This is a genomic window from Paraburkholderia sp. FT54, assembly GCF_031585635.1.
Taxonomy (GTDB): domain Bacteria; phylum Pseudomonadota; class Gammaproteobacteria; order Burkholderiales; family Burkholderiaceae; genus Paraburkholderia.
In genome coordinates this window covers 1,044,411-1,068,674 of the sequence record NZ_CP134196.1, presented here as the reverse complement: position 1 = coordinate 1,068,674, position 24,264 = coordinate 1,044,411, and the positions used below count along the sequence as shown (strand labels likewise).

The 24,264-nt window shown below is 63.4% G+C and carries 24 protein-coding genes; 13 read left to right on the top strand and 11 right to left on the bottom strand.

The genetic code is table 11. The features are described 5' to 3' along the window. The first annotated feature begins 12 nt into the window (after positions 1 to 12). Positions 13 to 804 carry a PhnD/SsuA/transferrin family substrate-binding protein gene (locus RI103_RS24295; protein WP_310818168.1) on the top strand — a complete coding sequence of 264 codons (792 nt, stop codon included), beginning with the start codon at positions 13 to 15 and terminating at the stop codon, positions 802 to 804. 9 nt (positions 805 to 813) lie between these two features. On the opposite strand, the gene RI103_RS24290 is transcribed toward RI103_RS24295, so the two are convergent. From RI103_RS24290 to RI103_RS24275, 4 genes are all read right to left on the bottom strand, one after another. Beyond that, entirely contained in the window at positions 814 to 2,859 is a 2,046-nt protein-coding gene (locus RI103_RS24290) for an acetyl/propionyl/methylcrotonyl-CoA carboxylase subunit alpha (protein WP_310818166.1), read from the bottom strand. A gap of 79 nt (positions 2,860 to 2,938) precedes the next feature. Further along, on the bottom strand, positions 2,939 to 3,724 hold the full coding sequence (locus tag RI103_RS24285; protein ID WP_310818165.1) for an enoyl-CoA hydratase/isomerase family protein: 786 nt from the start codon (positions 3,722 to 3,724) through the stop codon (positions 2,939 to 2,941). 31 nt (positions 3,725 to 3,755) lie between these two features. Then, the gene (locus tag RI103_RS24280) at positions 3,756 to 5,363 is read right to left on the bottom strand and encodes a carboxyl transferase domain-containing protein (RefSeq protein ID WP_310818164.1); all 1,608 of its coding nucleotides are present in this window, start codon (positions 5,361 to 5,363) and stop codon (positions 3,756 to 3,758) included. A 228-nt stretch (positions 5,364 to 5,591) separates the two neighbouring features. Continuing rightward, positions 5,592 to 6,773, bottom strand: a complete 1,182-nt coding sequence (locus RI103_RS24275) for an isovaleryl-CoA dehydrogenase (protein ID WP_310818163.1) — start codon at positions 6,771 to 6,773, stop codon at positions 5,592 to 5,594. A gap of 297 nt (positions 6,774 to 7,070) precedes the next feature. Here RI103_RS24275 and RI103_RS24270 point away from each other — a divergent pair, with 297 nt between their 5' ends. The 3 genes from RI103_RS24270 (at position 7,071) to RI103_RS24260 (ending at position 9,980) form a co-directional block, all read left to right on the top strand. Continuing rightward, the gene (locus RI103_RS24270) at positions 7,071 to 7,820 is read left to right on the top strand and encodes a TetR/AcrR family transcriptional regulator (RefSeq protein ID WP_310818161.1); all 750 of its coding nucleotides are present in this window, start codon (positions 7,071 to 7,073) and stop codon (positions 7,818 to 7,820) included. A 92-nt stretch (positions 7,821 to 7,912) separates the two neighbouring features. Then, on the top strand, positions 7,913 to 8,734 hold the full coding sequence (locus RI103_RS24265) for a DUF72 domain-containing protein (protein ID WP_310818160.1): 822 nt from the start codon (positions 7,913 to 7,915) through the stop codon (positions 8,732 to 8,734). A 127-nt stretch (positions 8,735 to 8,861) separates the two neighbouring features. Further along, positions 8,862 to 9,980, top strand: coding sequence for a 3-deoxy-7-phosphoheptulonate synthase (locus tag RI103_RS24260; protein ID WP_310818159.1), 1,119 nt, complete (start codon positions 8,862 to 8,864; stop codon positions 9,978 to 9,980). 200 nt (positions 9,981 to 10,180) lie between these two features. On the opposite strand, the gene RI103_RS24255 is transcribed toward RI103_RS24260, so the two are convergent. Beyond that, positions 10,181 to 10,459: an HU family DNA-binding protein gene (locus tag RI103_RS24255; protein ID WP_006049832.1), complete on the bottom strand. Its 279-nt coding sequence runs from the start codon at positions 10,457 to 10,459 to the stop codon at positions 10,181 to 10,183. A 350-nt stretch (positions 10,460 to 10,809) separates the two neighbouring features. Between RI103_RS24255 and RI103_RS24250 the strand changes: the two genes are divergently transcribed. Then, the gene (locus RI103_RS24250; protein WP_310818158.1) at positions 10,810 to 11,193 is read left to right on the top strand and encodes a hypothetical protein; all 384 of its coding nucleotides are present in this window, start codon (positions 10,810 to 10,812) and stop codon (positions 11,191 to 11,193) included. 184 nt (positions 11,194 to 11,377) lie between these two features. Continuing rightward, positions 11,378 to 13,351 (top strand): EAL domain-containing protein, encoded by a 1,974-nt coding sequence (locus RI103_RS24245; RefSeq protein WP_310818156.1) that lies wholly within the window; start codon positions 11,378 to 11,380, stop codon positions 13,349 to 13,351. Between the two features lie 29 nt (positions 13,352 to 13,380). On the opposite strand, the gene RI103_RS24240 is transcribed toward RI103_RS24245, so the two are convergent. Then, positions 13,381 to 13,536 carry a hypothetical protein gene (locus tag RI103_RS24240; protein WP_310818155.1) on the bottom strand — a complete coding sequence of 52 codons (156 nt, stop codon included), beginning with the start codon at positions 13,534 to 13,536 and terminating at the stop codon, positions 13,381 to 13,383. Positions 13,537 to 13,576: 40 nt separating this feature from the next. Then, complete coding sequence (locus RI103_RS24235; RefSeq protein WP_310818154.1) at positions 13,577 to 14,305, bottom strand: DUF899 family protein; 729 nt, start codon at positions 14,303 to 14,305, stop codon at positions 13,577 to 13,579. 224 nt (positions 14,306 to 14,529) lie between these two features. On the opposite strand from RI103_RS24235, the gene RI103_RS24230 reads away from it, so the two are divergent. Together RI103_RS24230 and RI103_RS24225 are read left to right on the top strand one after the other, a co-directional pair. Beyond that, positions 14,530 to 15,468, top strand: coding sequence for a LysR substrate-binding domain-containing protein (locus tag RI103_RS24230; protein WP_310818152.1), 939 nt, complete (start codon positions 14,530 to 14,532; stop codon positions 15,466 to 15,468). A 108-nt stretch (positions 15,469 to 15,576) separates the two neighbouring features. Continuing rightward, positions 15,577 to 16,827, top strand: a complete 1,251-nt coding sequence (locus RI103_RS24225; RefSeq protein ID WP_310818150.1) for an MFS transporter — start codon at positions 15,577 to 15,579, stop codon at positions 16,825 to 16,827. Positions 16,828 to 16,914: 87 nt separating this feature from the next. Here the strand turns inward: RI103_RS24225 and RI103_RS24220 are convergent, their stop codons facing one another. Beyond that, entirely contained in the window at positions 16,915 to 17,520 is a 606-nt protein-coding gene (locus RI103_RS24220) for a peroxidase-related enzyme (RefSeq protein WP_310818148.1), read from the bottom strand. A 180-nt stretch (positions 17,521 to 17,700) separates the two neighbouring features. On the opposite strand from RI103_RS24220, the gene RI103_RS24215 reads away from it, so the two are divergent. The 3 genes from RI103_RS24215 to RI103_RS24205 all read left to right on the top strand — a co-directional run bounded on the left by RI103_RS24215 (position 17,701) and on the right by RI103_RS24205 (position 20,096). Continuing rightward, positions 17,701 to 18,117: a cupin domain-containing protein gene (locus RI103_RS24215; RefSeq protein WP_310818146.1), complete on the top strand. Its 417-nt coding sequence runs from the start codon at positions 17,701 to 17,703 to the stop codon at positions 18,115 to 18,117. A gap of 252 nt (positions 18,118 to 18,369) precedes the next feature. Beyond that, complete coding sequence (locus RI103_RS24210) at positions 18,370 to 18,903, top strand: MarR family winged helix-turn-helix transcriptional regulator (RefSeq protein ID WP_310818145.1); 534 nt, start codon at positions 18,370 to 18,372, stop codon at positions 18,901 to 18,903. Then, the gene (locus RI103_RS24205; RefSeq protein WP_310818143.1) at positions 18,900 to 20,096 is read left to right on the top strand and encodes an MFS transporter; all 1,197 of its coding nucleotides are present in this window, start codon (positions 18,900 to 18,902) and stop codon (positions 20,094 to 20,096) included. The genes RI103_RS24210 and RI103_RS24205 overlap by 4 nt, the downstream gene beginning before the upstream one ends. A gap of 41 nt (positions 20,097 to 20,137) precedes the next feature. Here the strand turns inward: RI103_RS24205 and speB are convergent, their stop codons facing one another. From speB to RI103_RS24190, 3 genes are all read right to left on the bottom strand, one after another. Further along, the gene (gene speB / locus RI103_RS24200; protein ID WP_310818142.1) at positions 20,138 to 21,106 is read right to left on the bottom strand and encodes an agmatinase; all 969 of its coding nucleotides are present in this window, start codon (positions 21,104 to 21,106) and stop codon (positions 20,138 to 20,140) included. Positions 21,107 to 21,240: 134 nt separating this feature from the next. Further along, positions 21,241 to 22,734 carry an aldehyde dehydrogenase gene (locus tag RI103_RS24195; protein WP_310818141.1) on the bottom strand — a complete coding sequence of 498 codons (1,494 nt, stop codon included), beginning with the start codon at positions 22,732 to 22,734 and terminating at the stop codon, positions 21,241 to 21,243. 102 nt (positions 22,735 to 22,836) lie between these two features. After that, on the bottom strand, positions 22,837 to 23,388 hold the full coding sequence (locus tag RI103_RS24190) for a cupin domain-containing protein (RefSeq protein WP_106277429.1): 552 nt from the start codon (positions 23,386 to 23,388) through the stop codon (positions 22,837 to 22,839). A gap of 51 nt (positions 23,389 to 23,439) precedes the next feature. Between RI103_RS24190 and RI103_RS24185 the strand changes: the two genes are divergently transcribed. Continuing rightward, complete coding sequence (locus tag RI103_RS24185) at positions 23,440 to 23,631, top strand: hypothetical protein (RefSeq protein ID WP_310818140.1); 192 nt, start codon at positions 23,440 to 23,442, stop codon at positions 23,629 to 23,631. 201 nt (positions 23,632 to 23,832) lie between these two features. Then, positions 23,833 to 24,054, top strand: a complete 222-nt coding sequence (locus RI103_RS24180; RefSeq protein WP_370577238.1) for a hypothetical protein — start codon at positions 23,833 to 23,835, stop codon at positions 24,052 to 24,054. Positions 24,055 to 24,264: the final 210 nt, after the last annotated feature.

Below are 24,264 nucleotides of genomic sequence, written 5' to 3'. Positions count from 1 at the left end.
CAGAATCGCATCATGACCTGGATCGCCGCCCTGCCAATGTATAACGTCACACCCGCGCTCGACCTGGAGTGGCGCGAGTGGCTCGCCGACGTGCTGCGCATGGTCAAGCCCGCGTGCCGCATCGTCGAACCGGACGAGGAATTGCATGGCTTCTGGCGGCGCCCCAATCTGCTGATCTCGCAGACCTGCGGCTATCCGTTCAGGCACGGCTTGCAAGAGCAGGTTCAACTGATCGCGACGCCGCGTTTCGACGCGCCGGGCTGCGAGGGCGCGCATTATTCCAGCGTGCTGGTGACGCGCGCGGACGCGCAGTTCGATACGCTCGCGGCCTGCCGCGGCGCGCGCGCCGCCTACAACCAGGACGACTCGAATAGCGGCATGAACGTGTTTCGCCACGCCGTGGCGCCGTTCTCGCGCGCCGGCATGTTCTTCAGTTCGGTGTTGCGAACCGGCTCGCATCTCGGCTCGTTGCGCGCGGTGGCGGAAAATCGCGCGGATGTCGCCGCAATCGACTGCGTGACCTTCGCTTTCGTATGTGACGAAATGCCGGAACTGGCCCGGCAGGTTCGCCGGATCGGCATGACGGCGCCGTCGCCGGGCTTGCCTTTGATCGCCTCCGACACGGTGCCCTCGGCAACGATCGAGGCATTGCGCGAAGCCCTGAACGAGGCGCTCGTCATGCAGCCGGAACGCGCGAAACGCCTGCGTTTAGCGGGCTTTTCCGTTTTGCCGCCCTCGGACTACGAGCGTATCGAGCAACTCGAAAACGAAGCGCGCGCCGTCGGCTATACGCGCCTCGCCTGAGCCGCGGATCTAGCGCTGTTGCACGTCCAGCACCAGAAGCTGCGCGCCGTCGGCCACCTGATCGCCGACCGCGTACAGTACCTCCGACACCGTACCGGCAGCCGGCGCGCCGATGGTGTGCTCCATCTTCATCGCTTCCATCACGATCAGCGGTGTGCCCTTCTCCACCACGGTGCCCGGCTCGACCAGCACCGCGATCACCTTGCCCGGCATCGGCGCGGTCAAACGGCCCTCGCCGCCTTCGGCGTCGGCGGCGTGCGCGAGCAGGTTCTGCCACTCGAACGCCAGCGCTTCGCCGAGACAGAACACATGGAACGTATCGCCGTCGACGAACACGCGGCCCGTGGCGCGCGCATCGCCGATCGTCGCGCGGAATTCATGCGGACCACTGCCGTTCGACCAGCTGAAATCCTCGCGCACGCCGTCGTGTTCGAGCGTTTGCGTGCCGCCGTCGCGCGCGAACGTGACCGTGAAGGTGCTTTCGCTGCCGTCACCCGTGCTGCCGCTGTCCAGATCGCGCCAGCCGAGCATCTGCGTATAGCCGCCATTCAGGCGCCAGTGCGACAGCGCATCCCACGGCGACGCGCCGTGCGCCGTGCCGCCCTCGCGCGTGAGCAACGCCGCGCAAGCCAGCGCCAGCGCCTCCTTGAACGGCTTCTTGCGCGGCGCGAACAGGGCGTCGTGATGACGCTCGATCAGGCCCGTGTCGAGATCGCCCGTGGCAAACGGCTCGCTCGTGACAATGCTTTGCAGGAACTCGACGTTGGTGTGCGGGCCGACCACCTCGCACGCATGCAGTGCGCGGCTCAAACGCGCAAGCGCCTCTTCGCGCGTGGCGCCGTGCACGATCAGCTTGGCGATCATCGGATCGTAAAACGGCGTGATGGTGTCGCCTTCACGCACGCCGCTGTCGATACGCACCGGCGCCTTGCGTCCCGATTCGCCGGCATCGATCGTGAACTCCACGCCTTCCGGCATGCGCAGATGCTTGAGCGTGCCCGTCGACGGCAGGAAGCCGCGTGCCGGATGCTCGGCATAAATACGCGCTTCGATCGCGTGGCCGTCGATCTTCAACTGTGCCTGGGTGAGCGGCAGCGGTTCGTCGGCGGCGACGCGCAGTTGCCATTCCACCAGGTCCTGGCCGGTCACCATCTCCGTCACCGGATGCTCGACCTGCAGGCGCGTGTTCATTTCCATGAAGTAGAAATCGCCCGTGCTGGTCATGATGAACTCGACCGTGCCCGCGCCGACGTAATTCACCGCGCGCGCGGCCGCCACTGCGGCTTCGCCCATTTCGCGCTTGATTTCAGCGGACAATCCAGGCGCCGGCGCCTCCTCCAGCACCTTCTGGTGACGCCGCTGCACCGAGCAATCGCGATCGAACAGATAGACCGCGCCGCCGTGACGATCCGCGAACACCTGCACCTCCACGTGACGCGGCCGCGTCAGGTATTTTTCGATCAGCACGCGATCATTGCCGAAGCTGCTTGCGGCTTCCCGCTTGCATGAAGCCAGCGCCGCCGCGAAATCCTCGCTGCGCTCGACCACGCGCATGCCCTTGCCGCCGCCTCCCGCGCTGGCTTTGAGCAGCACCGGATAACCGATCGCATCCGCCTCGCGGTGCAGCAGTTGCGCGTCCTGATCGTCGCCGTGATAACCCGGCACGAGCGGCACGGCGGCCGCATGCATCAGCGCCTTCGCGGCGGCTTTCGAACCCATCGCGGCGATGGCTTCGACCGGCGGTCCAATGAAGACGATACCTGCCGCCTCGCACGCATGCGCGAAGTCTTCGTTTTCCGACAGGAAGCCGTAGCCCGGATGCACCGCCTGCGCGCCGGTGGCGCGCGCGGCTTCGATAATGCGTTCGACGCGCAGATAACTCTGCGCCGCTGTCGACCCGCCGATGTGCACCGCCTCATCGCACGCGGCGACGTGTTTCGCGTTGGCGTCCGCATCGGAATAGACGGCCACGCTCGCGATGCCGAGCCGCTTGCAGGTCGCGGCGACGCGGCACGCAATCTCGCCCCGGTTGGCAATCAGAATCTTGTTGAACATGAAGTGTCTCGATGAAGTGTGCCGTTTTTCGGGGCTGTTGCTCTGATCAAGGCGCGGTGAGCGCCATGGAATAGGTGCTTCAGTTGCGCCAGGCGGGCGGGCGTTTTTCGAGGAACGACGCGACGCCTTCGCGGCCTTCCGCGCCGGCACGCGTGCGCGCGATGCGCGCCGCCGTGTCCTCGATCATGGCGTCATTCAACTCGTGGCCCGCCATGTCCTGCACGAGCTGCTTGCACGCGCGCACCGCCTGCGGACCGTTCGCGCAAAGCGTCCCGGCAATCTGCTGGACAGTGGCGTCGAGTTGCTCCATGCTCACCGCTTCGCTGACGAGCCCGAGGCGCAACGCCGTCGCGCAATCGAACTGCTCGGCGGTCGTGAAATAGCGGCGCGACGCCTGCTCGCCCAGCGCGCGAATCACATACGGTGCGATGGTGGCGGGAATCAGACCGAGGCGTGCCTCCGAGAGGCAGAAGCGCGCGCTTTCAACGGCCACCACGATGTCGCACGCCGAGATCAAACCCATGCCGCCCGCGTACGCATCTCCGTTCACGCGCGCGATCACCGGCTTGTTGCAGCGATAGATCGACGACAGCATGTTCGCCAGCAGCATCGCATCGGCGCGGTTCTCGTCGTCCGAGTAACCGGCCATCTTCTTCATCCAGTTCAGATCCGCTCCCGCGCAGAACGCCTTGCCGTTCGCGGCGAGCACCACCGCGCGCACGTCGTCGCGATGGTTGAGCGCCGTGAAGACCGAGGTCACCTCGGCGATCATGGTTTCGTTGAACGCGTTGCGCACGTCCGGACGATTCAACGTGACGGTTGCAATCGGTCCGGCGAATTCGACATTCAGTGTTTCGTATTGCATCGTCGCAGCTCCTGCGCTTCGTCGCGCATCGTCACATTCTGAACACGCCGAAACGCGTGTCTTCGATCGGCGCATTCATGGCGGCCGACAAGCCGAGACCGAGCACGTCGCGCGTTTGCGCCGGATCGATCACGCCGTCGTCCCACAGACGCGCGCTCGCGTAGTACGGGTGGCCCTGATGTTCGTACTGATCGCGGATCGGCTGCTTGAACGCCTCTTCTTCTTCGGCGCTCCACGAGCCGCCCTTGCCTTCGATGCCGTCGCGCTTGACCGTGGCCAGCACCGACGCCGCCTGCTCGCCGCCCATCACCGAGATACGCGCATTCGGCCACATCCACAGGAAGCGCGGCGAATACGCGCGACCGCACATGCCGTAATTGCCCGCGCCGAACGACCCGCCGATGATCACCGTGAACTTCGGCACTTTGGCAGTCGCCACCGCCGTCACCATCTTCGCGCCGTTACGCGCGATGCCTTCGTTTTCGTATTTGCGGCCCACCATGAAGCCGGTGATGTTCTGCAGGAACACCAGCGGAATCTTGCGCTGGCAGCACAACTCGATGAAGTGCGCGCCCTTGAGCGCGGACTCCGAAAACAGAATGCCGTTGTTCGCGATGATACCGACCGGATGCCCCCAGATATGCGCGAAACCGGTGACGAGCGTGGTGCCGTAGCGCGCCTTGAATTCGTCGAACGCGGAGTCGTCGACGATACGCGCGATCACCTCGCGGATATCGAACGGCTTGCGTGTATCGACGGGAATCACGCCGTACATGCTCTTCACGTCGTAGCGCGGTGGCTTCGGTTCCTGCAAGGTCACGGGCACCTGCTTGCCGCGATTCAGATTGCCGACGATGCTGCGCGCAATGCCCAGCGCGTGCGCATCGTTTTGCGCGAGATGATCGACCACACCCGACAGACGCGTATGCACGTCGCCGCCGCCGAGGTCTTCCGCGCTCACCACTTCACCTGTGGCGGCTTTCACCAAAGGCGGACCGCCGAGAAAAATCGTCCCCTGATTCTTGACGATGATCGACTCGTCGCTCATGGCCGGCACATATGCGCCGCCCGCCGTACACGAACCCATCACCACGGCGATCTGCGGAATGCCCGCGGCGGACAGATTCGCCTGGTTGTAGAAGATGCGGCCGAAGTGATCGCGGTCCGGAAATACGTCATCCTGGTTCGGCAGATTCGCGCCGCCCGAGTCGACCAGATACACGCAAGGCAAATGATTTTCAGCGGCGATTTCCTGCGCCCGAACGTGCTTTTTCACGGTGACCGGATAGTAGGTGCCGCCCTTGACCGTCGCGTCGTTGCAGACGATCACGCACTCCTGCCCGGCGATCCGGCCTATGCCGGTGATCACGCCCGCGCCTGGCGCATCGTTGTGATACATGCCATAGGCCGCGAGTTGCGAGAACTCGAGAAACGGCGTGCCCGGATCGAGCAGCTTCTCGATGCGATCGCGCGGCAGCAGTTTGCCGCGTCCCGTGTGTTTGTCGCGGGCCGCCTGACCGCCGCCCAGTGCGAGCTTCCCGACCTTCGCGCGAAGGTCGGCGACCAGCGCTTCGAGCGCCGTCGCGTTGGCGCGGAAGTCGTCCGAGCGCGGATTTAACTTTGATTCGATGATCGGCATTACGGGCTTCTCCTGTCGATCGGAGTGAGTGCGTCAGCATTGGATGTCGATCCGGAGTGAGTGCTACAGCACTCACTCCGGTCCCGCGCAGCGCGCTCCGATCCCATGCAAGTTAGTTGCTTTCGCCGCTTTTTACAGGCTTGCGCTCACACGCTGCGATAAGCCGCGCGCTGCGCCGTGCGAAGCATGATGCGCTTCAGCTTCAACTTCAACTGCACACGCAACCGCTCAGGCCGTCTCGGCAAACAGTTCGCGGCCGATCAGCATGCGGCGGATTTCGCTCGTGCCGGCGCCGATTTCATAGAGCTTCGCGTCGCGCCACAAACGGCCGACCGGATACTCGTTGATGTAGCCGTTGCCGCCGAGAATCTGGATCGCCTCGCCCGCCATCCACGTGGCTTTTTCCGCCGTGTAGAGAATCACACCGGCGCAGTCCTTGCGCACCTGGCGCACATGTTCCTTGCCGAGCGTGTCGAGTTGACGGCCCACCGCGTAGAGATATGCGCGGCACGCCTGCAACGTCGTGTAGAGATCGGCGACCTTGCCCTGAATGAGCTGGAATTCGCCGATCGGCTGACCGAACTGCTTACGGTCGTGGATATACGGCACGACCGCGTCCATGACCGCGACCATGATGCCGGTCGGGCCGCCCGCGAGTACGGCGCGTTCGTAGTCGAGGCCGCTCATCAGCACCTTCGCGCCGCCGTTCAACTGGCCGAGAATGTTTTCTTCCGGCACTTCCACGTCCTGGAACACCAGTTCGCCGGTATGCGAGCCGCGCATGCCGAGCTTGTCGAGCTTCTGCGCGACCGAGAAACCCTTCATGCCTTTCTCGACGATAAACGCGGTAATGCCGCGCGAATTCGCTTCGGGATCGGTCTTGGCATAGACGACCAACGTGTCGCAGTCCGGGCCGTTGGTGATCCACATCTTCGTGCCGTTGAGCACGTAGCGGTCGCCCTTCTTCTCCGCGCGCAGCTTCATGCTGACCACGTCCGAGCCCGCGTTCGGCTCGCTCATGGCGAGTGCACCGACGTGTTCGCCCGACACGAGCCTGGGCAGATACTTCTGTTTTTGCGCTTCCGTGCCGTTGCGATGAATCTGGTTGACGCACAGATTCGAGTGCGCGCCGTACGACAGACCGACCGAGGCCGACGCGCGCGAGATTTCCTCCATGGCGATCATGTGCGCCGTGTAGCCCATGTTGGCGCCGCCATACTCCTCCGAGACCGTCATGCCGAGCACGCCCAGATCGCCGAACTTGCGCCACAGGTCCATGGGAAACTGATCCGTGCGATCGATTTCGGCGGCGCGCGGGGCGATTTCTTTGGCAGCGAATCCCGCGATGCTGTCGCGCAGCATTTCGATTTCTTCGCCGAGCGGGAATTGCAAACCGGGCAGGTTGCTCATTGCTGTGTCTCCAGAGTTCGTTGGCGGCCGGCCTTGGGTGGGCGCCGGCTGGTCCGGTTGCGGCTCGGCGGACGGCGGCGGCCTTGTGAGCCGCCGCTGTCGTCCCGCACGAGACGCGAACGTTCAAGGCGCATTTCACGCTAGATTTACGTAAGCGTCAATAGGTATTTTTGAGTGTTACTCAGAAAATGGTGCAACCGCCTACAAGCCCGATAAGGCGTGCTAGCATTGTCGTCATCAGGCTCGTTCCGCGCTTCTGTGAGCCGAATTCGCTTCGCAAATCTGAACTGGACTCATATGACGGTTGCCATGAAGGCAGAGTTACCCGCCTCGCGCCGCCAGCCGGCCGGGCGCAAGTCGCAACAACGCGTGAAGGAGATCCTCCAGGCGGGGCGCGACGTGTTCTCCGAAAAAGGCTACGAGCGCGCGACGACCGCCGAGATCGCGCAGCGCCTCGGCATTTCCGAGGCGACCGTGTTCAGCTATTTCCGCGGCAAACGCGAGTTGTGCGCGCGGGTGATCGGCGACTGGTACGACGAGATCATCGAGGCGATCGAGTCCGGCTTGCCGCGCGACGGCAATGTGCGCCAGCAGTTTGCGTTCATCGTGCGCACGCATTTGCGGCTGATGCTGGTCAACGGCACTGATCTGTGCGCACTGGTGTTGTCCGAAGGCCGGGCGCGGCATCATGAGCTGAGCGAGGCGCTCACGGAGTTGCAGCGCCGCTATACCGCGCCGCTGATGCGCGTGCTGGCGCAAGGCCAGGAAAGCGGACAGATTCGCGCCGACATGCCGTTGCGCTTGTTGCGCTCGATGGTGTTCGGGCCGATGGAGCACGTGCTGTGGGACGCCACGCTCGCGAACCGGCACATCGATATCGACGCGACGGCGGATCAGCTCATCGACGTGCTGTGGGCCGCGCTGACGCCGCCAGATCCGGCGGTAAGCGCGTTGCAGCAGTTCAGGGTGGAAGTGGCGGAGGCGAACCGGCGGTTCGAAGAGGCGGCGCGTGGTGCGGAAACAGCCAAACCTCGCGACGGCAAATAGCGGGTGCACTTCCGGATTCCCCTCGCTTCTGTTCTGCGGCGGAAAAACGGCTAATCTACTGCTTCCCGGGCGAAGTCAGATGGAGAAGCCAAGTGCCGAAAGAACAAGCCGCAAAGACCGCAAAAAACTCCAACATCCGCATCGGCATAGGCGGCTGGACCTACGCCCCCTGGCGCGGCACCTTCTACCCCTCCGACCTCACGCAAAGCCGCGAACTCGAATACGCGAGCAGGAACCTCACATCGATTGAAATCAACGGCACGTTTTACGGTTTGCAAAAACCCGCGAGCTACGAAAAGTGGTATCAGGAAACCCCGGACGATTTCGTCTTTTCGCTGAAGGCGCCGCGTTACGCGACCAACAGAAAAGTCCTCGCCGAGGCGGGCGAAACGATTGAACGCTTCTTCGGCAGCGGCGTGCTGCTGCTCAAACAGAAACTCGGTCCAGTCAACTGGCAATTCGCGCCCACCAAGAAATTCGACAAGGAAGACTTCGAAGCCTTTTTGAAGCTGCTGCCGGCCAGCATCGAAGGCCAGAAGCTCAGGCATGCGATCGAAGTCCGCAACGACACCTTCAGGACGCCGGACTTCATCGCGCTCGCCCGCAAATACAAGGTCGCCGTAGTACTGGCTGGCGACAGCGAATACCCGCAGATCGCCGACATCACCGCGCCCTTCGTGTACGCGCGCATCATGGGCACGACGGACAAACAGGCCAAGGGCTATTCGACCAAAGCACTCGACGTTTGGGCCGAACGCGCGCGGCAACTGGCGGCAGGCACGACACCGGACGACCTGGAGACCTGTGCGGAGGCGCCCGCAAAACCGGCCGCACGCGACGTCTATCTCTACGTGATCAGCGGCTTCAAGGAACGCAATCCAGCGGCTGCCATGGCGCTGATCAAACGTCTCTGACACGCGCCTGACGGCCGCATCGCGCGAGTGTCATAATCCCGGCAGCGAAGACAAGCACCATCGACGCACCCACACATACGCAGCCAGGCCGCGAGGCCGCTTCATCACCAAGGTCCGGGAGAATATTTTGAGCGCCATCGACAATCCTTTGCACGATCAGGAAGTCGGCTCGGCCGACGCCACCCAGGACACCACGCGCATCGACGACGTTCGGATCGGCGCGGTACGTCCACTGATTTCCCCTGCGCTGTTGCAGGACGAGTTGCCCGTGCCGCCGTCGGTGCAGACACTGGTCGAGAAAACCCGCGCGGAAATCGCCGACATTCTGCATGGCCGTGACGACCGGCTCGTGATGATCGTCGGACCGTGTTCGATTCACGACCACGACCAGGCGATCGAATACGCGCACAAGCTGAAAGCCGCCGCCGACACCTACAAGAACGATCTTCTGATCGTGATGCGGGTCTACTTCGAGAAGCCGCGCACCACGGTCGGCTGGAAAGGCTATATCAACGACCCGCGTCTGGACGGCAGTTTCCGCATCAACGAAGGTCTGCGCCTTGCACGGCAACTGCTGCTCGACATCAACGGTCTCGGCTTGTCCACGGCGACCGAATTTCTCGACCTGCTGAGCCCGCAATACATCGCCGACCTCATCGCTTGGGGCGCCATCGGCGCGCGCACGACCGAGAGCCAGAGCCATCGTCAACTGGCGTCAGGCTTGAGTTGCCCGATCGGTTTCAAGAACGGCACGGACGGCGGCGTGCAGATCGCCGCGGACGCGATCGTCGCCGCGCGCGCGAGCCACGCGTTCATGGGCATGACGAAAATGGGCATGGCCGCGATCTTCGAAACGCGCGGCAACGACGACGCGCACGTGATCCTGCGCGGCGGCAAGAAAGGGCCGAACTACGACAGCGCGTCGGTGGAAGCCACTTGCGTGGCGCTCAAATCAGCGGGTTTGCGCGAGCAGGTCATGGTCGACTGTTCGCATGCGAACTCGGGCAAGTCGCACTTGCGTCAACTCGAGGTGGTGCAGGACCTGACGCAGCAATTGTCGCAACGCGAGCGCCGCATCATTGGCGTGATGCTGGAGAGTCATCTGGAAGAAGGCCGTCAGGATCTGAAGCCAGGCGTGCCGTTGCGTCACGGCGTATCGATCACGGATGCCTGCGTCAGTTGGGCGCAGACCGAGCCGGCGCTCGAGACGCTCGCCGAGGCCACCCGCAAACGTCGCGCGGGCTGAGAGTGGAGCCGGGGGCAAGTGCTGCGTCGAGCACGCCCCAGGAAGTCCCTTGGGGTGAGCACAAAAACACACGCGCCGCACCAGCTGCCGATCGATCCATCTAACCGGAGTTGGGCAGCGCGTGATTCCTCACGCCCGATGCATCGCTCGCCGCGCGCCAGGTGCGCGCACGTGGATGCTCCGGCGCGAAGCGCGTTGCATTACGACGCGTTGACGGCTTCCTTGAACGCCTTGCCAGCGGTGAACTTCACCGTCTTGGCAGCCGCGATCTGGATCTCGGCACCCGTCGACGGATTGCGGCCCACGCGTGCTGCGCGCGCGCCAGTCGAGAAAGAACCGAAACCGACCAGTTGCACCGTATCGCCACCCACCACGGCTTTGGTCACCGCTTCGACGATCGCGTCGATGGTTTGGCCGGTGGCCGCTTTGCTTTCGCCCGTCGCTGCGGCGACTGCATCAATCAGTTCCTGTTTGTTCATAGCACTTCCCGTATGGTAATCATGGAACCGGCGCCACATCTGTTGCGCCGGGACCGACACACTAACGCATAGGCGCGGGTTCGCGCAAACCTTGGGTGTAAGCCTTGTATCACCCGCCCACAGGGAATTTGACGATTTTTTGGTGCAAACTGCCATAAGAATCGCGCGCTTAGACGTTTCTTTGGCTCGATGCGTGATTTCGCGTTATCACAATCCGTTGCAATTTCAGTGCTTTAGCGCGTCGCAAGCCGCCACCAGCGGGCTTTTTTCCTACGTTATGGTGGATCGCGCAGAGTCGGTATTGGTCAGGCGCGGCGGCCGGAAAATAAAGAATCCGGGAGGAATAAAAAATGAAATTTCGCCATATTGCAACATGCGCGGTGCTCGCCGCCATGTCCTGCGCGGCCTCCGCAGCCGACGACAAAGCTTGCGCCACGCTGCTCGGCACAGCAGACTCACCCGCGCCGCAGAGCTTTCAGGTGCGTGACGGCGAGCCGGTCGACCTCGTCAGCGGCGCCCGGACCGTACACGGCAAGCTGCTCGTTTTCGGCGACAGCGGCGTTTTCCGCGCTTATTGGCAGCCCGAGAACAGCCCCGAAAAATACGTGCTGGCGAATGCCGGCATGAATACCGTGCGCCTCGTCTCCACGCCGCCGCAAGGCACGCCGGCACAGAATGGCCAACCCGGCACGACACTCGCGCCGCAACGCGTGCTTTCATGTCCGGCACTTTGACGCGACAAGCCTGTCATTTCGCCCACTTCGACGCGGCAGAAATGACGCACAGAGCATTACTGCCCGGTCGTACTTACCGCTTATTCGCGAGGCGATCGATTTCCGTCTGACTCGCCCTCAAGGTCCCACCCGCCGTGCCGATATACAAAGCTGCGTGTGCTGCGCAAACGTTAAAGGGACGGAGATGATTCTGTTAGCCAAATTGAGGGACGCGTTGTCGGTCGCGGAACGCGACCCCGATCTCGTCCGTTCGCAGCTCGAAGCATTCGGCCATCAGGTCCCGCTCCTCTACTTCATACTGCTCGTCAATACCGCGGCCGTCGCCGTCACGCACGTCAGTTGCGCGCCGGCATGGTTGTCGGTCTATTTTCCGGCGACGTTGTGCGCCTTGTGCATCATCCGGTGCATACGATGGTGGCATCTTCGGCACCGCGTCCTGACTCTCGACCAGGCGGTGCCCGAACTGCGCAAGCTGATCTGGCTTGCCGGCCTCTTTGCGATCGCATTCAGCAGCTGGTCGTTGCTGCTTTTTCCCTACGGCACCGCGTACGAACAGACGCAAGTCGCGTTTTACATGGCGACCACGCTGGTCGGTTGCGTGTTCTGCCTGATGCACCTGCGCGCGGCTGCCATGCTGCTGCTGTCGATCGTCATCCTGACTTTTTCGACTTTTCTGGTTTTCACCGGCTATCCGGTCTTCATCGCGATGGCCGTCGACATGACACTGGTCGGCGTCGCGCTCGCCTTCATCATTCAGCTGTACTGCCGGACCTTTGCCGACGTGGTGCACGCACAGCGCGAGTTGCAGGCGAGCCAGCAAAAAACGCAGCGCCTCAGCGACGACAACTTCCGGCTCGCGAGCATCGACAGTCTGACGGACCTGCCCAACCGGCGCAGTTTCTTCGCGTCGTTGCGCGCGCTGTCCGAGCAGGCGCTCGGCGCCAGTACCGGCTTCAATGTCGGGCTGATCGATCTCGACGGCTTCAAACAGGTCAACGATATCTACGGCCACGCCTGCGGCGATCTCGTCCTTCAGGAGGTCGGCTCGCGCCTGCTCGCGCTTGCCGAGCCCGGCATTTTCTTCGCGCGCCTCGGCGGCGATGAGTTCGGGGTGCTCGCGCAGCACAAACTGGCGGACGAGACGCTCGTCGAGTTGGGCGAGCGCATCTGCGAGGCGCTCGGTCAGCCATATCGAGTAGCCGGCAACGTCGCCGAACTGTCGGGCACGATCGGTTGGGCCGCATTCCCCGAGGCCGGCACGACGGTGGCGCAAGTGTTCGAACGCGCCGACGCGGCGCTATACGTCGGCAAGGAAAGCCGGCGCGGCACTCCGGTCATCTTCTCGACCGAACATGAAACGCGGATCCGGCGTTCGAGTCTCGTGACTCAGGAGCTCCGCCATGCGGATCTCGAGTCGGAACTGTTTCTGGAGTTTCAGCCAATCTGCGACGTGTTCACCCAACGCACCATCGGTCTGGAAGCGCTCGGACGTTGGCACAACGCACGGCTCGGCGCGGTCAGGCCGGAAGAATTCATTCGGATTGCCGAGCGCACCGAACTGATTCTGCGCATCACGGAAGTGCTGCTGCATAAAGCGCTCGATGAAGCGGCGCGCTGGCCGTCCGAGCTGTATCTGTCGTTCAATCTGTCGGCGATCGATATCTGCACGTCGGCGCGCGCCCGCCGCCTGATCGATATCGTCATGGCAAGCGGCGTGCCGCCGCATCGCGTGTCGTTCGAAATCACCGAGACCGCCGTGACGCGTGATTTCGAACAGGCCCGCTGTTCGCTGACGATGATCAAGAAAGCCGGCTGCCGCGTATCGCTCGACGACTTCGGCACCGGTTATTCGAGCCTCAGCTACGTACACCGCCTGCCCTTCGATACGATCAAGATCGACCGCAGCTTCATGACGGACGTGGACACCAACAGCGCGTCGAAGAAGATCGTCAAGTCGGTGCTCGACCTGTGCCGCAACCTCGGACTCGAATGCGTGCTGGAAGGAATCGAGACCGCATCGCAAGTCGAGGTCGTCAAGGCGCTCGGCGCCCGCGCGGTGCAGGGGTATCTGTTCAGCCGGCCGATGCGGGCGAGCGCGATTGCGCACTATCTGGAATCGGCTTGCGTACACAGCTACGCCGTACAGATGCAGCCGTAGTTCGAATTCGCGCGGCTCGCTACGCTGCTCTATTCCGCCACGCTGTCCGCGCCACCAAATTCGTGCAGCAGGATCATTCGTTCCGGAATATCAACGCCTTTGACGGCGACATACGGGCCGTAGGCGATCTGCCACGAGGCCGACAACGGCACCGCGAGAGGAGCGAGCGGAACCCGCTTCATCATCAATGCCAGGCCCTTTCGCCAGACAGCGCTCACAAGCGCGCTAACGCGCCGCGGTATCGTATTCCAGCTTCGGATACCAGTCCGTGCCGCGGCCGCCGGGTGTCATGTCGAGCACGGTCCAGATCGGCATCACATCGGGCGCGCCGCGTGGATCCTGGCCGGGGTCCGCTGTCGACGGCCCCATCTCCTCCGCCCAGAAGTGCCGCACCGTACCGCCTGAGCGCGTGAACACATTGAACGCGGGATTGTCGTCGCCGGCTGGGTCTTCCGCTGCGTAGTCGCGATTGAAGGTATTGCCGCCCGATGAATACAGCCGCAGATGCCGCCAGCCACGCTCCTTCCTGAACGCAACCAGCTTCTCGATCGGCGAGCGGGCGATCACCGCAAACGCCACGCGCTGCAGGATGTCGGGCATTTCGCCGTCGTACGCGCTCAGAAGCGACGTACACATGGGACACGGCCGGGCGCGCTGCGGGCCGAACATCCAGTTGTACGTAACGAGCGTGTCATGGGCGCCGAACATTTCCGAGAGCTTCACCGGCCCTGCTTCGCCAATGAACAGGTAGTCCTCAGGCACGACACCGCCAGGCGGCAACGCGCGGCGCTGAGCGGCGACCCGTTCGATATGCCGGCGCAATTCGATTTCCTCGGCGAGTAGTTCATTGCGCGCCCGGCGATATTCGGCGTTTTCGCCGGGAAAGCGGCTCGGTGCGTCGGCCAGTTGCCGGGCCGGCTTCAGCGTCTGTGCGGATGCGTGTACGTCAGTCATCAGCCATCTCCTTTTACGTAAAGGGATATAGCGCGCCGCGACCGCAGGCGCGTTCTCGTCCCCTATATAGCCACGACGACCCGCGCGGTGGCAAATCGACAGCAGCGGGAAAATTTTTTTGCTGCGACACTCGCGCCCGCCGCAACGGCGACCTGAAGCGCCCAGCAAGGTATCCTTAAGCGCAACAGCGCGCGCGCGAGGCGCGCCGTCCATGGGGATGCAATATGCCGCTTCGTCTACCACCGCTGCCGGCGCTTCGTTTTTTCGAAGCGGCTGGCAGGCATCAGAGTTTCAAACTCGCCGCCGCGGAACTGAATGTCACGCCGAGCGCGATCAGCCACGGTATTGTCGGACTGGAACAGGCGCTCGGCGTCGAACTGTTCGTGCGCGAGCCGCGCGGCATTTCGCTCACGACGAGCGGCGCGGACTATTTGTCCTACGTCTCCGAAGCGTTCTCGCTGATCGCCATCGGCACACAGCGCTTGCCGAATCACCGTGCGGATCGTCCGATCGCGCTGAGTTGCGCGCCGACCTTCGCGTCGCGCTGGCTGCTGCCGCGCCTCGCCGGCTTTCGCGCGCGTTGGCCGGATGTGAACGTGAGCGTCGACACCTCGCACCGTCAGGTCGGTTTTCCCGTCGACGGTTTCGACTTCGCGATTCGCATGAGCCGTGCGCCGGTTGCCGGCACCGCCTGGACGCGTCTGTTCGGCGAGCGCTTCGTGCCCGTATGCAGCCCCGCGTATCTGGCGAATCTGCGCGACGGGCAAGGCAATCTAGACCTGCGTCGGGCGACGCTCATTCATGTCAATGCCGCCAGCGAAGACTGGCAGGCGTGGCTGGATGCGACCGGCACCGAAGGCATGGATACACACGACGGCCTGCGCGTCGACACGATCCAGCTCGCCTTCGAAGCTGCCGCGATGGGCCTCGGCGTTGCGCTCGGCAGGCGGCCGCTGGTGAATCGCGATATCGAGAGCGGCGCGCTTGTGGAGGCCTGTCCGACCACCATCGCCTCCACCACGGCCTACTGGCTGGTCAGCGCGGAAAACGCGGACCGCCGGCCGGAACTCTTCGACTTCAAACGCTGGCTGGTCAGCGAGGCCGAGCACTTCGGCGCGCACACCGACGCCGCCGACCCGGCACTGCGCAGCGCCGCCAACTGAGGCGCACGTCCTCTTCGCATAGGTGAGCCACGCTCACCTGTCATCGAAATCTTTTCTTTTGCCGCTTCCGACGCTCGCTGCGACCATGTGTCGAAGGAGATCAGAACCATGTCGAGCGCCAACAGCAAACGCTTCGCCCCCGCGTTCAACCAGACGACGCTCGTGATCCTCGCCGGCGCGCTCATTCTGAGCGCCGCGATGGGCATCCGGCAGACCTTTGGCCTGTTCATCGGACCGTTCTCATTCGACCGCGGTTTGCCGGTCACGCTGATTGCGTTCGCGATCGCGCTGCACAATCTCGTGTGGGGTTTCGCCCAACCATTTGCGGGCGCCGCCGCGGATCGTTATGGCTCGGCGCCGGTGGTCGCGTTCGGCGCGACGACGTTCGCGGCAGGTCTCGGCCTCGCGGCAGTGGCGCCGGGCGGCGCCATGCTGATCGTCGGCATGGGACTGCTGGTGGGCATCGGCGTGAGTTGCACGACGTTCGGCGTGGTGCTGCCGGCGGTCGGCCGCATCGCCTCGCCGGAAAAACGCAGTATGGCGATGGGCCTGGTCAGCGCCGGCGGCTCGGCGGGCCAGGTGCTGATGGTTCCGCTCGTGCAAGGCATCCGGCTCGGTTCGGGCATCGCCACGTCGCTCTTCGTGCTGGCTTTCCTGATGCTGCTCATCGCGCCGCTCGGCATGGTGCTCGACCGGCGCGCGCGGGTCGGCACGCCCGTTCAGGAAGAGCATGTAGCGCCGCTTCGCAAGGTGCTGGGTCAAGCGGCCGGGCATCGCGGCTACCGGCTGCTGACGCTCGGTTTCTTCACCTGCGGTTTCCAGCTTGCCTTCATCGCCACGCATCTGCCCGAATATCTGTCGCTTTGCCATATGCCGGTCGGGCTCGGCGCCACCGCGCTCGCGCTGATCGGCCTGTTCAACATGGCGGGCAGTTGGGCGTGCGGCTGGCTGGGCGGCCGCTTCCGGCAGCATCATGTGCTCGGCTGGCTTTACCTGATTCGCAGCGTGACGATCGGCGCGTTCTTTCTCTTGCCGAAAAGCCCGGCGTCGGTGGTGATCTTCGCGGCCGTGATGGGTCTGACCTGGCTCGGCACCGTGCCGCTCACGAGCGGACTCGTCGCGAAAGTGTTCGGCACACGCCACCTTGGCAGCCTGTTCGGGGTCTGCTTTCTGAGCCATCAGATCGGTTCGTTTCTCGGTGCCTGGCTAGGCGGTCTGGTGTTCGATCTGACCGGCTCGTATTCGCTGCTGTGGGAAGCGACGGTGGTCGCCGGCCTCGTCGCCGCGCTGCTGCACTTTCCGATCGACGACACCACCGTGAGCACGTCCGCGCATCGGGCCGAGCCGGCTGTTGCGTGAGCATGCGTGCCGACGGCGGCCGCGGACGCAGCCACCGGCACGAACCTGAAAAGCAGCGGGAAACGTATTGAAAAGCAGCCCGCGCGGCTATTTTTTCGGCGTGTCCGCTGCGGCTTTCGGCACGCGCCCCATCAGATAAAACTCGTCGTTCGGACGCATGGAAATCACGTTGGCCATGCGATTCGACAACCCGAAAAACGCCGTGATTGCCGCGATATCCCAGACGTCTTCGTCGGAAAAACCGTGCTCGCGCAGCGTTTGAAAATCGACGTCGCCGACCGTGCCGGACTCGCTGCAAACTTTGACGGCGAAATCGAGCATCGTCTTCTGACGCGGCGTGATATCCGCCTTGCGATGATTGACGGCGATCTGATCGGCGACCAACGGCGCCTTTTCGTAGATGCGCAGAATCGCGCCGTGCGCGACCACGCAATACAAACACTGGTTGATCGCGCTGGTGGCGACCACGATCATCTCGCGCTCGCCTTTGCTGAGGCCGCCCTCTTTCAGCATCAGCGCGTCGTGATAGGCGAAGAACGCGCGGAACTCGTCCGGGCGGTGCGCCAGTGTCAGAAATACATTCGGCACGAAACCCGCTTTCTCCTGCACTTCGAGAATGCGCGCGCGAATGTCGTCCGGCCATTGATCGGGTTCCGGCACGGGGTAGCGGCTGATCGGCTGAGCGTTTGCCATGTGATGTCTCCGTCGTATCTGTATGGGTATGACGACGATTCTAGCAAGCCGCACAGCCGCAACCCGACCGCGCTCGATAAGTTCCGATAACGACGCCCATATCGTCTAGACTTGCCACTCAAGGGAGCATGAGCCACGCCGCGACGACCGGCGCCGGCCGGATTTCAGCAGGAGCTGACCATGTCAGACGTTTTGCACGACGCGCGGGCACCCGTCGTCAAGGTTCGACCCGACAGGGAAATGGCGACGACCCAGCGGCTGCCTTACTTTGTCGGCATTTCCGCAAGCACCGCGGGCGCTAAGGGTTTGTCGATGTATATGGTCGTGGTGCCGCCCGGCGGTCATGCCGAGCCACACTTCCACGCCGACTACGAAACCGCGATCTACATGCTCGAGGGCAAGATCGAAACGCGCTATGGGCCCGGCCTGCGCGAGTCCGTCATCACCGAACCAGGCGACTTTCTGTTCATTCCGCCCGGCGTGCCGCATCAGCCGTTCAATCTGAATACGACCACCGCGGCACGCGCGATCGTGGCGCGCAACCATGCGGACGAGCACGAACGCGTCGTGCCGTACGATCCGGCCTCGGACGCGTGATTCGATCCGTGAAGCACGGCGAGGCTCGCGCGGGCTGAAAGGTCGTGGCTGCACGGGCCTCGCCGCCGACGCTAGAAGGCCCACCTGATTGAGGACGAGGGCGAAGAAGGCAAGTACAGGGTGCGAACGCGGCTGGCGAAGTAACGATCCCGCGCGTTGAAGGCCCCGCGACGCTCATTAAAAACCGCTTGCGCTTCACGCCCAATGTGTGCACCATGCATATATGCACATTGCACATATTGAGGCATCCCCATGACGCAGCGCACAGAAAATCTGCTCGGCGTGCTCGCCCTCCTGGTCACGGACGAGCTGAACGCCCAAGCCACGGTGGACGCGCTCGCCGGTCCCACCGCGCGCGCCATGCTCAACGCGGTCGGCCAATATCCCGATTCATCGATTGAAGTGCTGCGCGAGGCGGTCGATCTCTCGCATCCGGCTGCCGTGCGCGCCGTGGCGGGACTGGTCGAGGCGGGTCTCGTCGAGAAAAAATCGGGCGCCGACAAACGCGCTGTCGCCCTTGCGTTGACCGCGGCCGGCAAGCGTGAGGCCAAACGTCTGCAAACGGCGCGCGACAGGATGCTGCAACGCATTGTCGGACGGCTCGACGACAGCGAGCGCGAGGTGCTGGAAAGCCTGCTGATCAAGATCTTGTGGAACGAGACCCGCGACCCCGCGCACGCCATGCAACTATGCCGCCTGTGCGATGACGGACCGTGCCTGAAAGCCGGCTGTCCGGTGGAATGCCGCGAACAGGGGCTGCCCATGCCGGCGCGGAGCAGCCCATGAAATCCGCCGCGCCGGTGCGCTGGCCGGCAATCGCGGCATTGACCGCGGTGTCGGCGCTCTCGCAGGTCGGCCAGTTCGGTATCGGCTTCATGGTGCTGCCCGTGTGGCTCGCTCATCGCGGTCTGGACGCGCCACGCGCCGGGCTCTTCTCCGCTGCGCAGTGGACCGGCATGCTGGCCGGCTTGCTGATCGCACCGTGGCTGATGGCGCGGATCGGCGCGAAACGTACGGTGTCGCTGGGTCTGCTGGCCACGCTCGCGGCGTTCGCCGCCATGAATGCGTTGTCGTGGCCGCTGTGGCTCTTGCCCGGTCTGCTGACGGGGCTCGGCATCGGCTTGCGCTGGATCGCCAACGAAACCTGGCTCTACAGTCTGGTCCCCGCTGAATCGAGCGGACGTGTAGTAGGCGTGCACGAAGCGCTGATCGCCACGGCAGGCGTCATCGGACCGGCGCTCGCCGTATGGTGCGATGTCGATGGACGCATCACGTTCGCGGCCGGTGCGGCCTTCACGTTCGCCGCGGCGCTGCCGCTGTGGCTGACCGCATCGGGCGAGAAACGGCCTGCCTTGCAAGAAGCACAGCCTGCGAGAAGAAAACGCGATCAACGACACCTGCCGATCGGTCCGCTGGTGAGCCTCGGCATGGTAGTCATCGCAGCAGGCGGTATCGGCGACGGCGCGCTTTACGGCCTGTTTCCGCTATTCGCCGACGCACACGGCCTGAGCGCCACGCAAACCGCTACCCTGCTGACGCTGTTTGGTGTCGGCGGCATGGCGCTGCAATTTCCGGTCGGCTGGCTGGCCGACCGCGCGGGGCTCGCGGCGACAGTGATCATGTGCGCCGCGCTCAGCACGCTGGCCATCTGCGGCTTCGCGCTGGCCACGCCCGCATCCTGGCTCGCCGCCGCGAGCGCGCTGTTGCTCGGCGGCATGAACAGTTCGTTCATCACACTCGGCATGTACGCGGCGGCTTGCAGCGACAAGGCCGCACTCACGCGCAACATGCGGCTGGTGTCGCTCACGTTCACCGCGAGCTCGATCGTGGGGCCGCTCGCCGCGGGCTTCGCGATGAAAGCGCGCGGCAGCGACATGCTGATGTGGCAACTGGCGCTGATGAGCGGCGCGCTGGTGGTCTACACGCTCGGCTTGCGCGAAGGCCGGCGTCAGCCCGAACACTCGTCGTCGATGGGCTGAGCCGGTTTTTTTGCACCGATTGACAGGAACGTTGTACTTGCCTAGGCCTCGCGTTCGGCAACCTTGCGCTGCCGCCACAGACACAGCAGATCGCACGCGATATGCGCGGCGGCAATCGCCGTGATCTCACTCTGGTCGTAAGCCGGCGCCACTTCCACCACGTCCGCGCCCACCAGATTCAACGCGCCGAGCGCGCGCACGATCGCCAGCCCCTGCGCCGACGACAAACCGCCCGCCACCGGCGTCCCCGTACCGGGCGCGAACGCCGGATCGAGACAGTCGATATCGAACGTCAAATATGCGGGACGTGTCCCCACAATCGACACGATCCGCTCCACCGCCGCTCGCGTGCCATGCTCGTGAACCCAGGCGGCATCGAGAATATTGATGCCCAGACAATCGTCGTTCCATGTGCGAATGCCGATCTGCACCGAGGTCTTCGGATCGATCAAGCCGTCCTTCACGGCCTTGTAGAACATCGATCCGTGGTTCAGGCTGTCAGGACTGTCGTCGGCCCAGGTATCGCAATGGGCGTCGAAATGAATCAGCGAGAGCGGTTTGCCGTACTTCTCCGCGTGCGCGATCAACAGCGGATAGGTGATGTAGTGATCGCCGCCGAGCGTCAGCATCTTCGCATCCGAGCGCAGAATCGTGCGCGCATGCTCGACGATGGATTCCTTGATCGTGAGCGGATTGTGCGCGTCGAACCAGCAATCGCCATAGTCGGTCACGGCGAGCTCGTCGAACGGATTGAAACCCCACGGATACGGATGCAACTCCGACAACTGCACGCTGGCCGCGCGCACCGCAGCGGGCCCGAGACGCGCGCCCGCGCGGAACGTGGTGGCCAGATCGAGCGGCACGCCGGAGACCGCCACGTCGACGCCCTCGAGTTCTCGCGTGTACTTGCGGCGCATGAACGACAGTACGCCCGCATAGGTGTTTTCGATCGATGAGCCGTAGAGCGACGCGCGTCGGATCGCGCCGTCGCCGTAGACGAGTTCAGTCATGGATGACCTGATACCTATAGACAGTCCGGCGCAGCACGCGAAGTTTCAAAGGGTACGCGCAACGCCGGTTTCGGATTCATTGGGAACGCGACGGCGCGCACCACACGCGCCGCCGCGCTGGCCGCGCGAATCCTTTAGCGCAGCCGCACCAGCGTGGACTTCAGCTCGGTGTATTTTTCCAGAGCATGCAGCGACTTGTCGCGGCCGTTGCCCGATTGCTTGTAGCCGCCGAACGGGAAATTCATGTCGCCGCCTTCGTCGTAGCAATTGACCCACACCGTGCCGGCGCGAAGTTGGCGGGACACCTCGTGCGCGGTGGTCAGGTTCGAAGTCCAGACCGCGGCGGCGAGACCATACTCGCTGTCGTTAGCGATCCTGATCGCCTCTTCCACCGTGTCGAACGTGATCACCGACAACACCGGCCCGAAGATTTCCTCACGCGCGACCTTCGCGCCGGAGGCCGGAATGTCGAAGATGGTCGGCTCGATATAGAAGCCGCCCGTTTCCTCTTTCACGCGCGCGCCGCCGAGCAGCAGTTTCGCTTCGGCGCGGCCTGCCTCGATATAGCCGAGCACGCGTTCGAGCTGAACCTTGTCGACGATCGCGCCCATCGACGTCTTCGGGTCGAGCGGATTGCCGGGCGTGTAACTGCGCGCCGCGGCGATCAGTTTGTCGAGGAACGCGTCCTTAATGTCGCGGTGCACGAGCAGGCGCGAACCCGCCGTGCACATTTCGCCCATGTTGTAGAAGATCGCACCGGCCGCCGCATTCGCCGCGCGATCCATATCGGGGCAATCCGGCATCACGATGTTGGGCGATTTGCCGCCGAGTTCGAGCCAAACGCGCTTCAGGTTGGATTGCCCCGCGTACTGCATGATCAGTTTGCCGACGTTGGTCGAACCAGTGAAGGCGAGACAGTCCACGTCCTGATGCAGAGCCAGTAGCTTGCCCGGCTCGCCCGCGCCCGGCACGACGTTGAACACGCCGGGGGGAATGCCTGCGTCGAGTGCAAGCTGCGCGAGGCGGATCGCGGTGAGCGGCGACTTCTCCGACGGCTTGAGCACCACGCTATTGCCAGCGGCCAACGCCGGGCCGAATTTCCACGACGCCATCAGGATCGGGAAATTCCACGGCACCACCGCAGCCACCACGCCGATCGGCTCGCGCGTGACGAGTCCGACCAGATGATGATCGGCCGGCGCGACTTCGCCGCCGATCTTGTCGATCGCTTCAGCGAACCACTCAACGCAGTACGCCGCGCCCGGCACGTCCACGCTGGTGGTGTCGGCGATCGGCTTGCCCGCGTCGAGCGTTTCGAGCAGCGCGAGCTCGTCCATGTGCTCGCGAATCGACGCGGCCCAGCGCAGCAGAACGGCTTTACGCTGACGCGGATTGAGGCCCGACCACACGCCGGAGTCAAACGCGCGGCGCGCGGCGGCAACGGCAGCATCGACGTCGACCGCGCCGCTGTCGGCCACCTTCGCGAGCAGCTTGCCGTCGATCGGGCTCAGGCAGTCGAACGTGCGGCCGCCTTCAGCATCGCGGTATTCGCCGCCGATAAACGCCCGGCCTTCGATCGAAAGCGTAGCGGCCTTGTCTTGCCAGAAAGAAAGAGATTTCTTGTCCATCAGGATACCTCATTGTTATGCGCTCGACGCGAACCTGCATCGACTTCATGCGGTACTGAACTGCGGCACTGAGTTCAGTCGAGGCGCGTTGGCGCGAAGTCTTCAGAAGGTGGGCGGCGAATTGGCCGACACGATCTCGCAAAGATGCTCCGCGCTGGGATTGCGAAAACGATGCGGAAGACGGCTTTCGAAGTAGTAGCTGTCACCGGGGTCGAGCAGCCACGTGGTGCCGTCCACCGTCAGTTCGATCTGACCGCTGACCACCACCCCGCCCTCGTGCCCTTCGTGCTCCAGCATTTCCGGCCCCGTGTCCGACAACGGCTGATAGACCTCGCGCAAGATGCCCATGTTGCGGTCCTTCACACTCGAACCCGCCAGATAGAACTCGATCGACTCATTGCCGAGGTTCGGCATGTCGGCGCGGCGCGACACCACCGAACGCTCCACTTCCACTTCGAACGTGAAGAATTCGGCGAGACTCATGGGTATGCATTCGAGCAGTTTCTTCAGCGAACCGACCGAAGGGCTCACGCGATTCTGTTCGATCAGCGAGATCGTGCCGTTCGTCACTCCCGCCCGTTTCGCCAGTTCGCGCTGTGACAAGCCATTCTTCTTGCGGATGTATTGCAGACGGGTCGCTACTTCTATGGACATCGCTAGGTTCTCTGACATTGAAGACAATCGGGACGCTAAGTGACCAGATGAATGGAACACATGACTCGGGCAACACAGCGCCTGCGAGTGTTGAATATTCTAATCACTTTGATTATTGCGCCGCTGGGGAAAACCCTGAAAGGTTTCCGAAATATGAATCGCGCAATGAACGTTCCCACCGGGCCGGATTCTAGCCGGACCTTCGGGAAAGCCCTGATAAATGTTTTATCAAAAATGGTTTGACGGCATTATTGGCTCGTATATGCTGGTTCCCAGGCGATCGTCATGCCGATGTCATGAGGCACTCAAGTGTGTTTCACGGCGCAGCGAATTCAGTTCGCACGGGTTCAAGACGATCATCCCCGCGTCCTGTTTCTTTAAACGCCTCGTGCGGATTTCGAGCAGGCCGTTCAATACTTTCAACGTCGCCAGTCGAGTGTAATCGTGAGAGTCCGAGGCCCTTTGGTGAGATGGAATCGTAGTCAGGCGAGTTGTCCTCGCGCTGACGGCGCCATCGCCGACGGCAGCAGCGGCAGCCTTGCGTTCCGCCGCTTTCTGTCCGTCTTCACGATCCTGTCCCGCCGTTCAGTTCGACGTCACAACTCCATCTCCGCGCGCGCCTTCATTGCAGTGCGCACGGACGAAGTCGCCTCGCTGCTGCCGTAGCGCCTCCCTCCTTTTCGCCGTTCGATTCATCCGTTTGCGTGAGCGCGCTCTTTCGAGCCGTGCCTTCCTGCCTGTGCGGTGCTGTCTGCCGCCTGCGCGTTTCATGCCCATCGGAAAAGTTGCGCTCCGCAGCGGATCGAATCGAACAGCCCATCCGACTATCACGCGCGGCGCGTTTCAGTTCAACCACGACCGCCCGCACCACCCCGG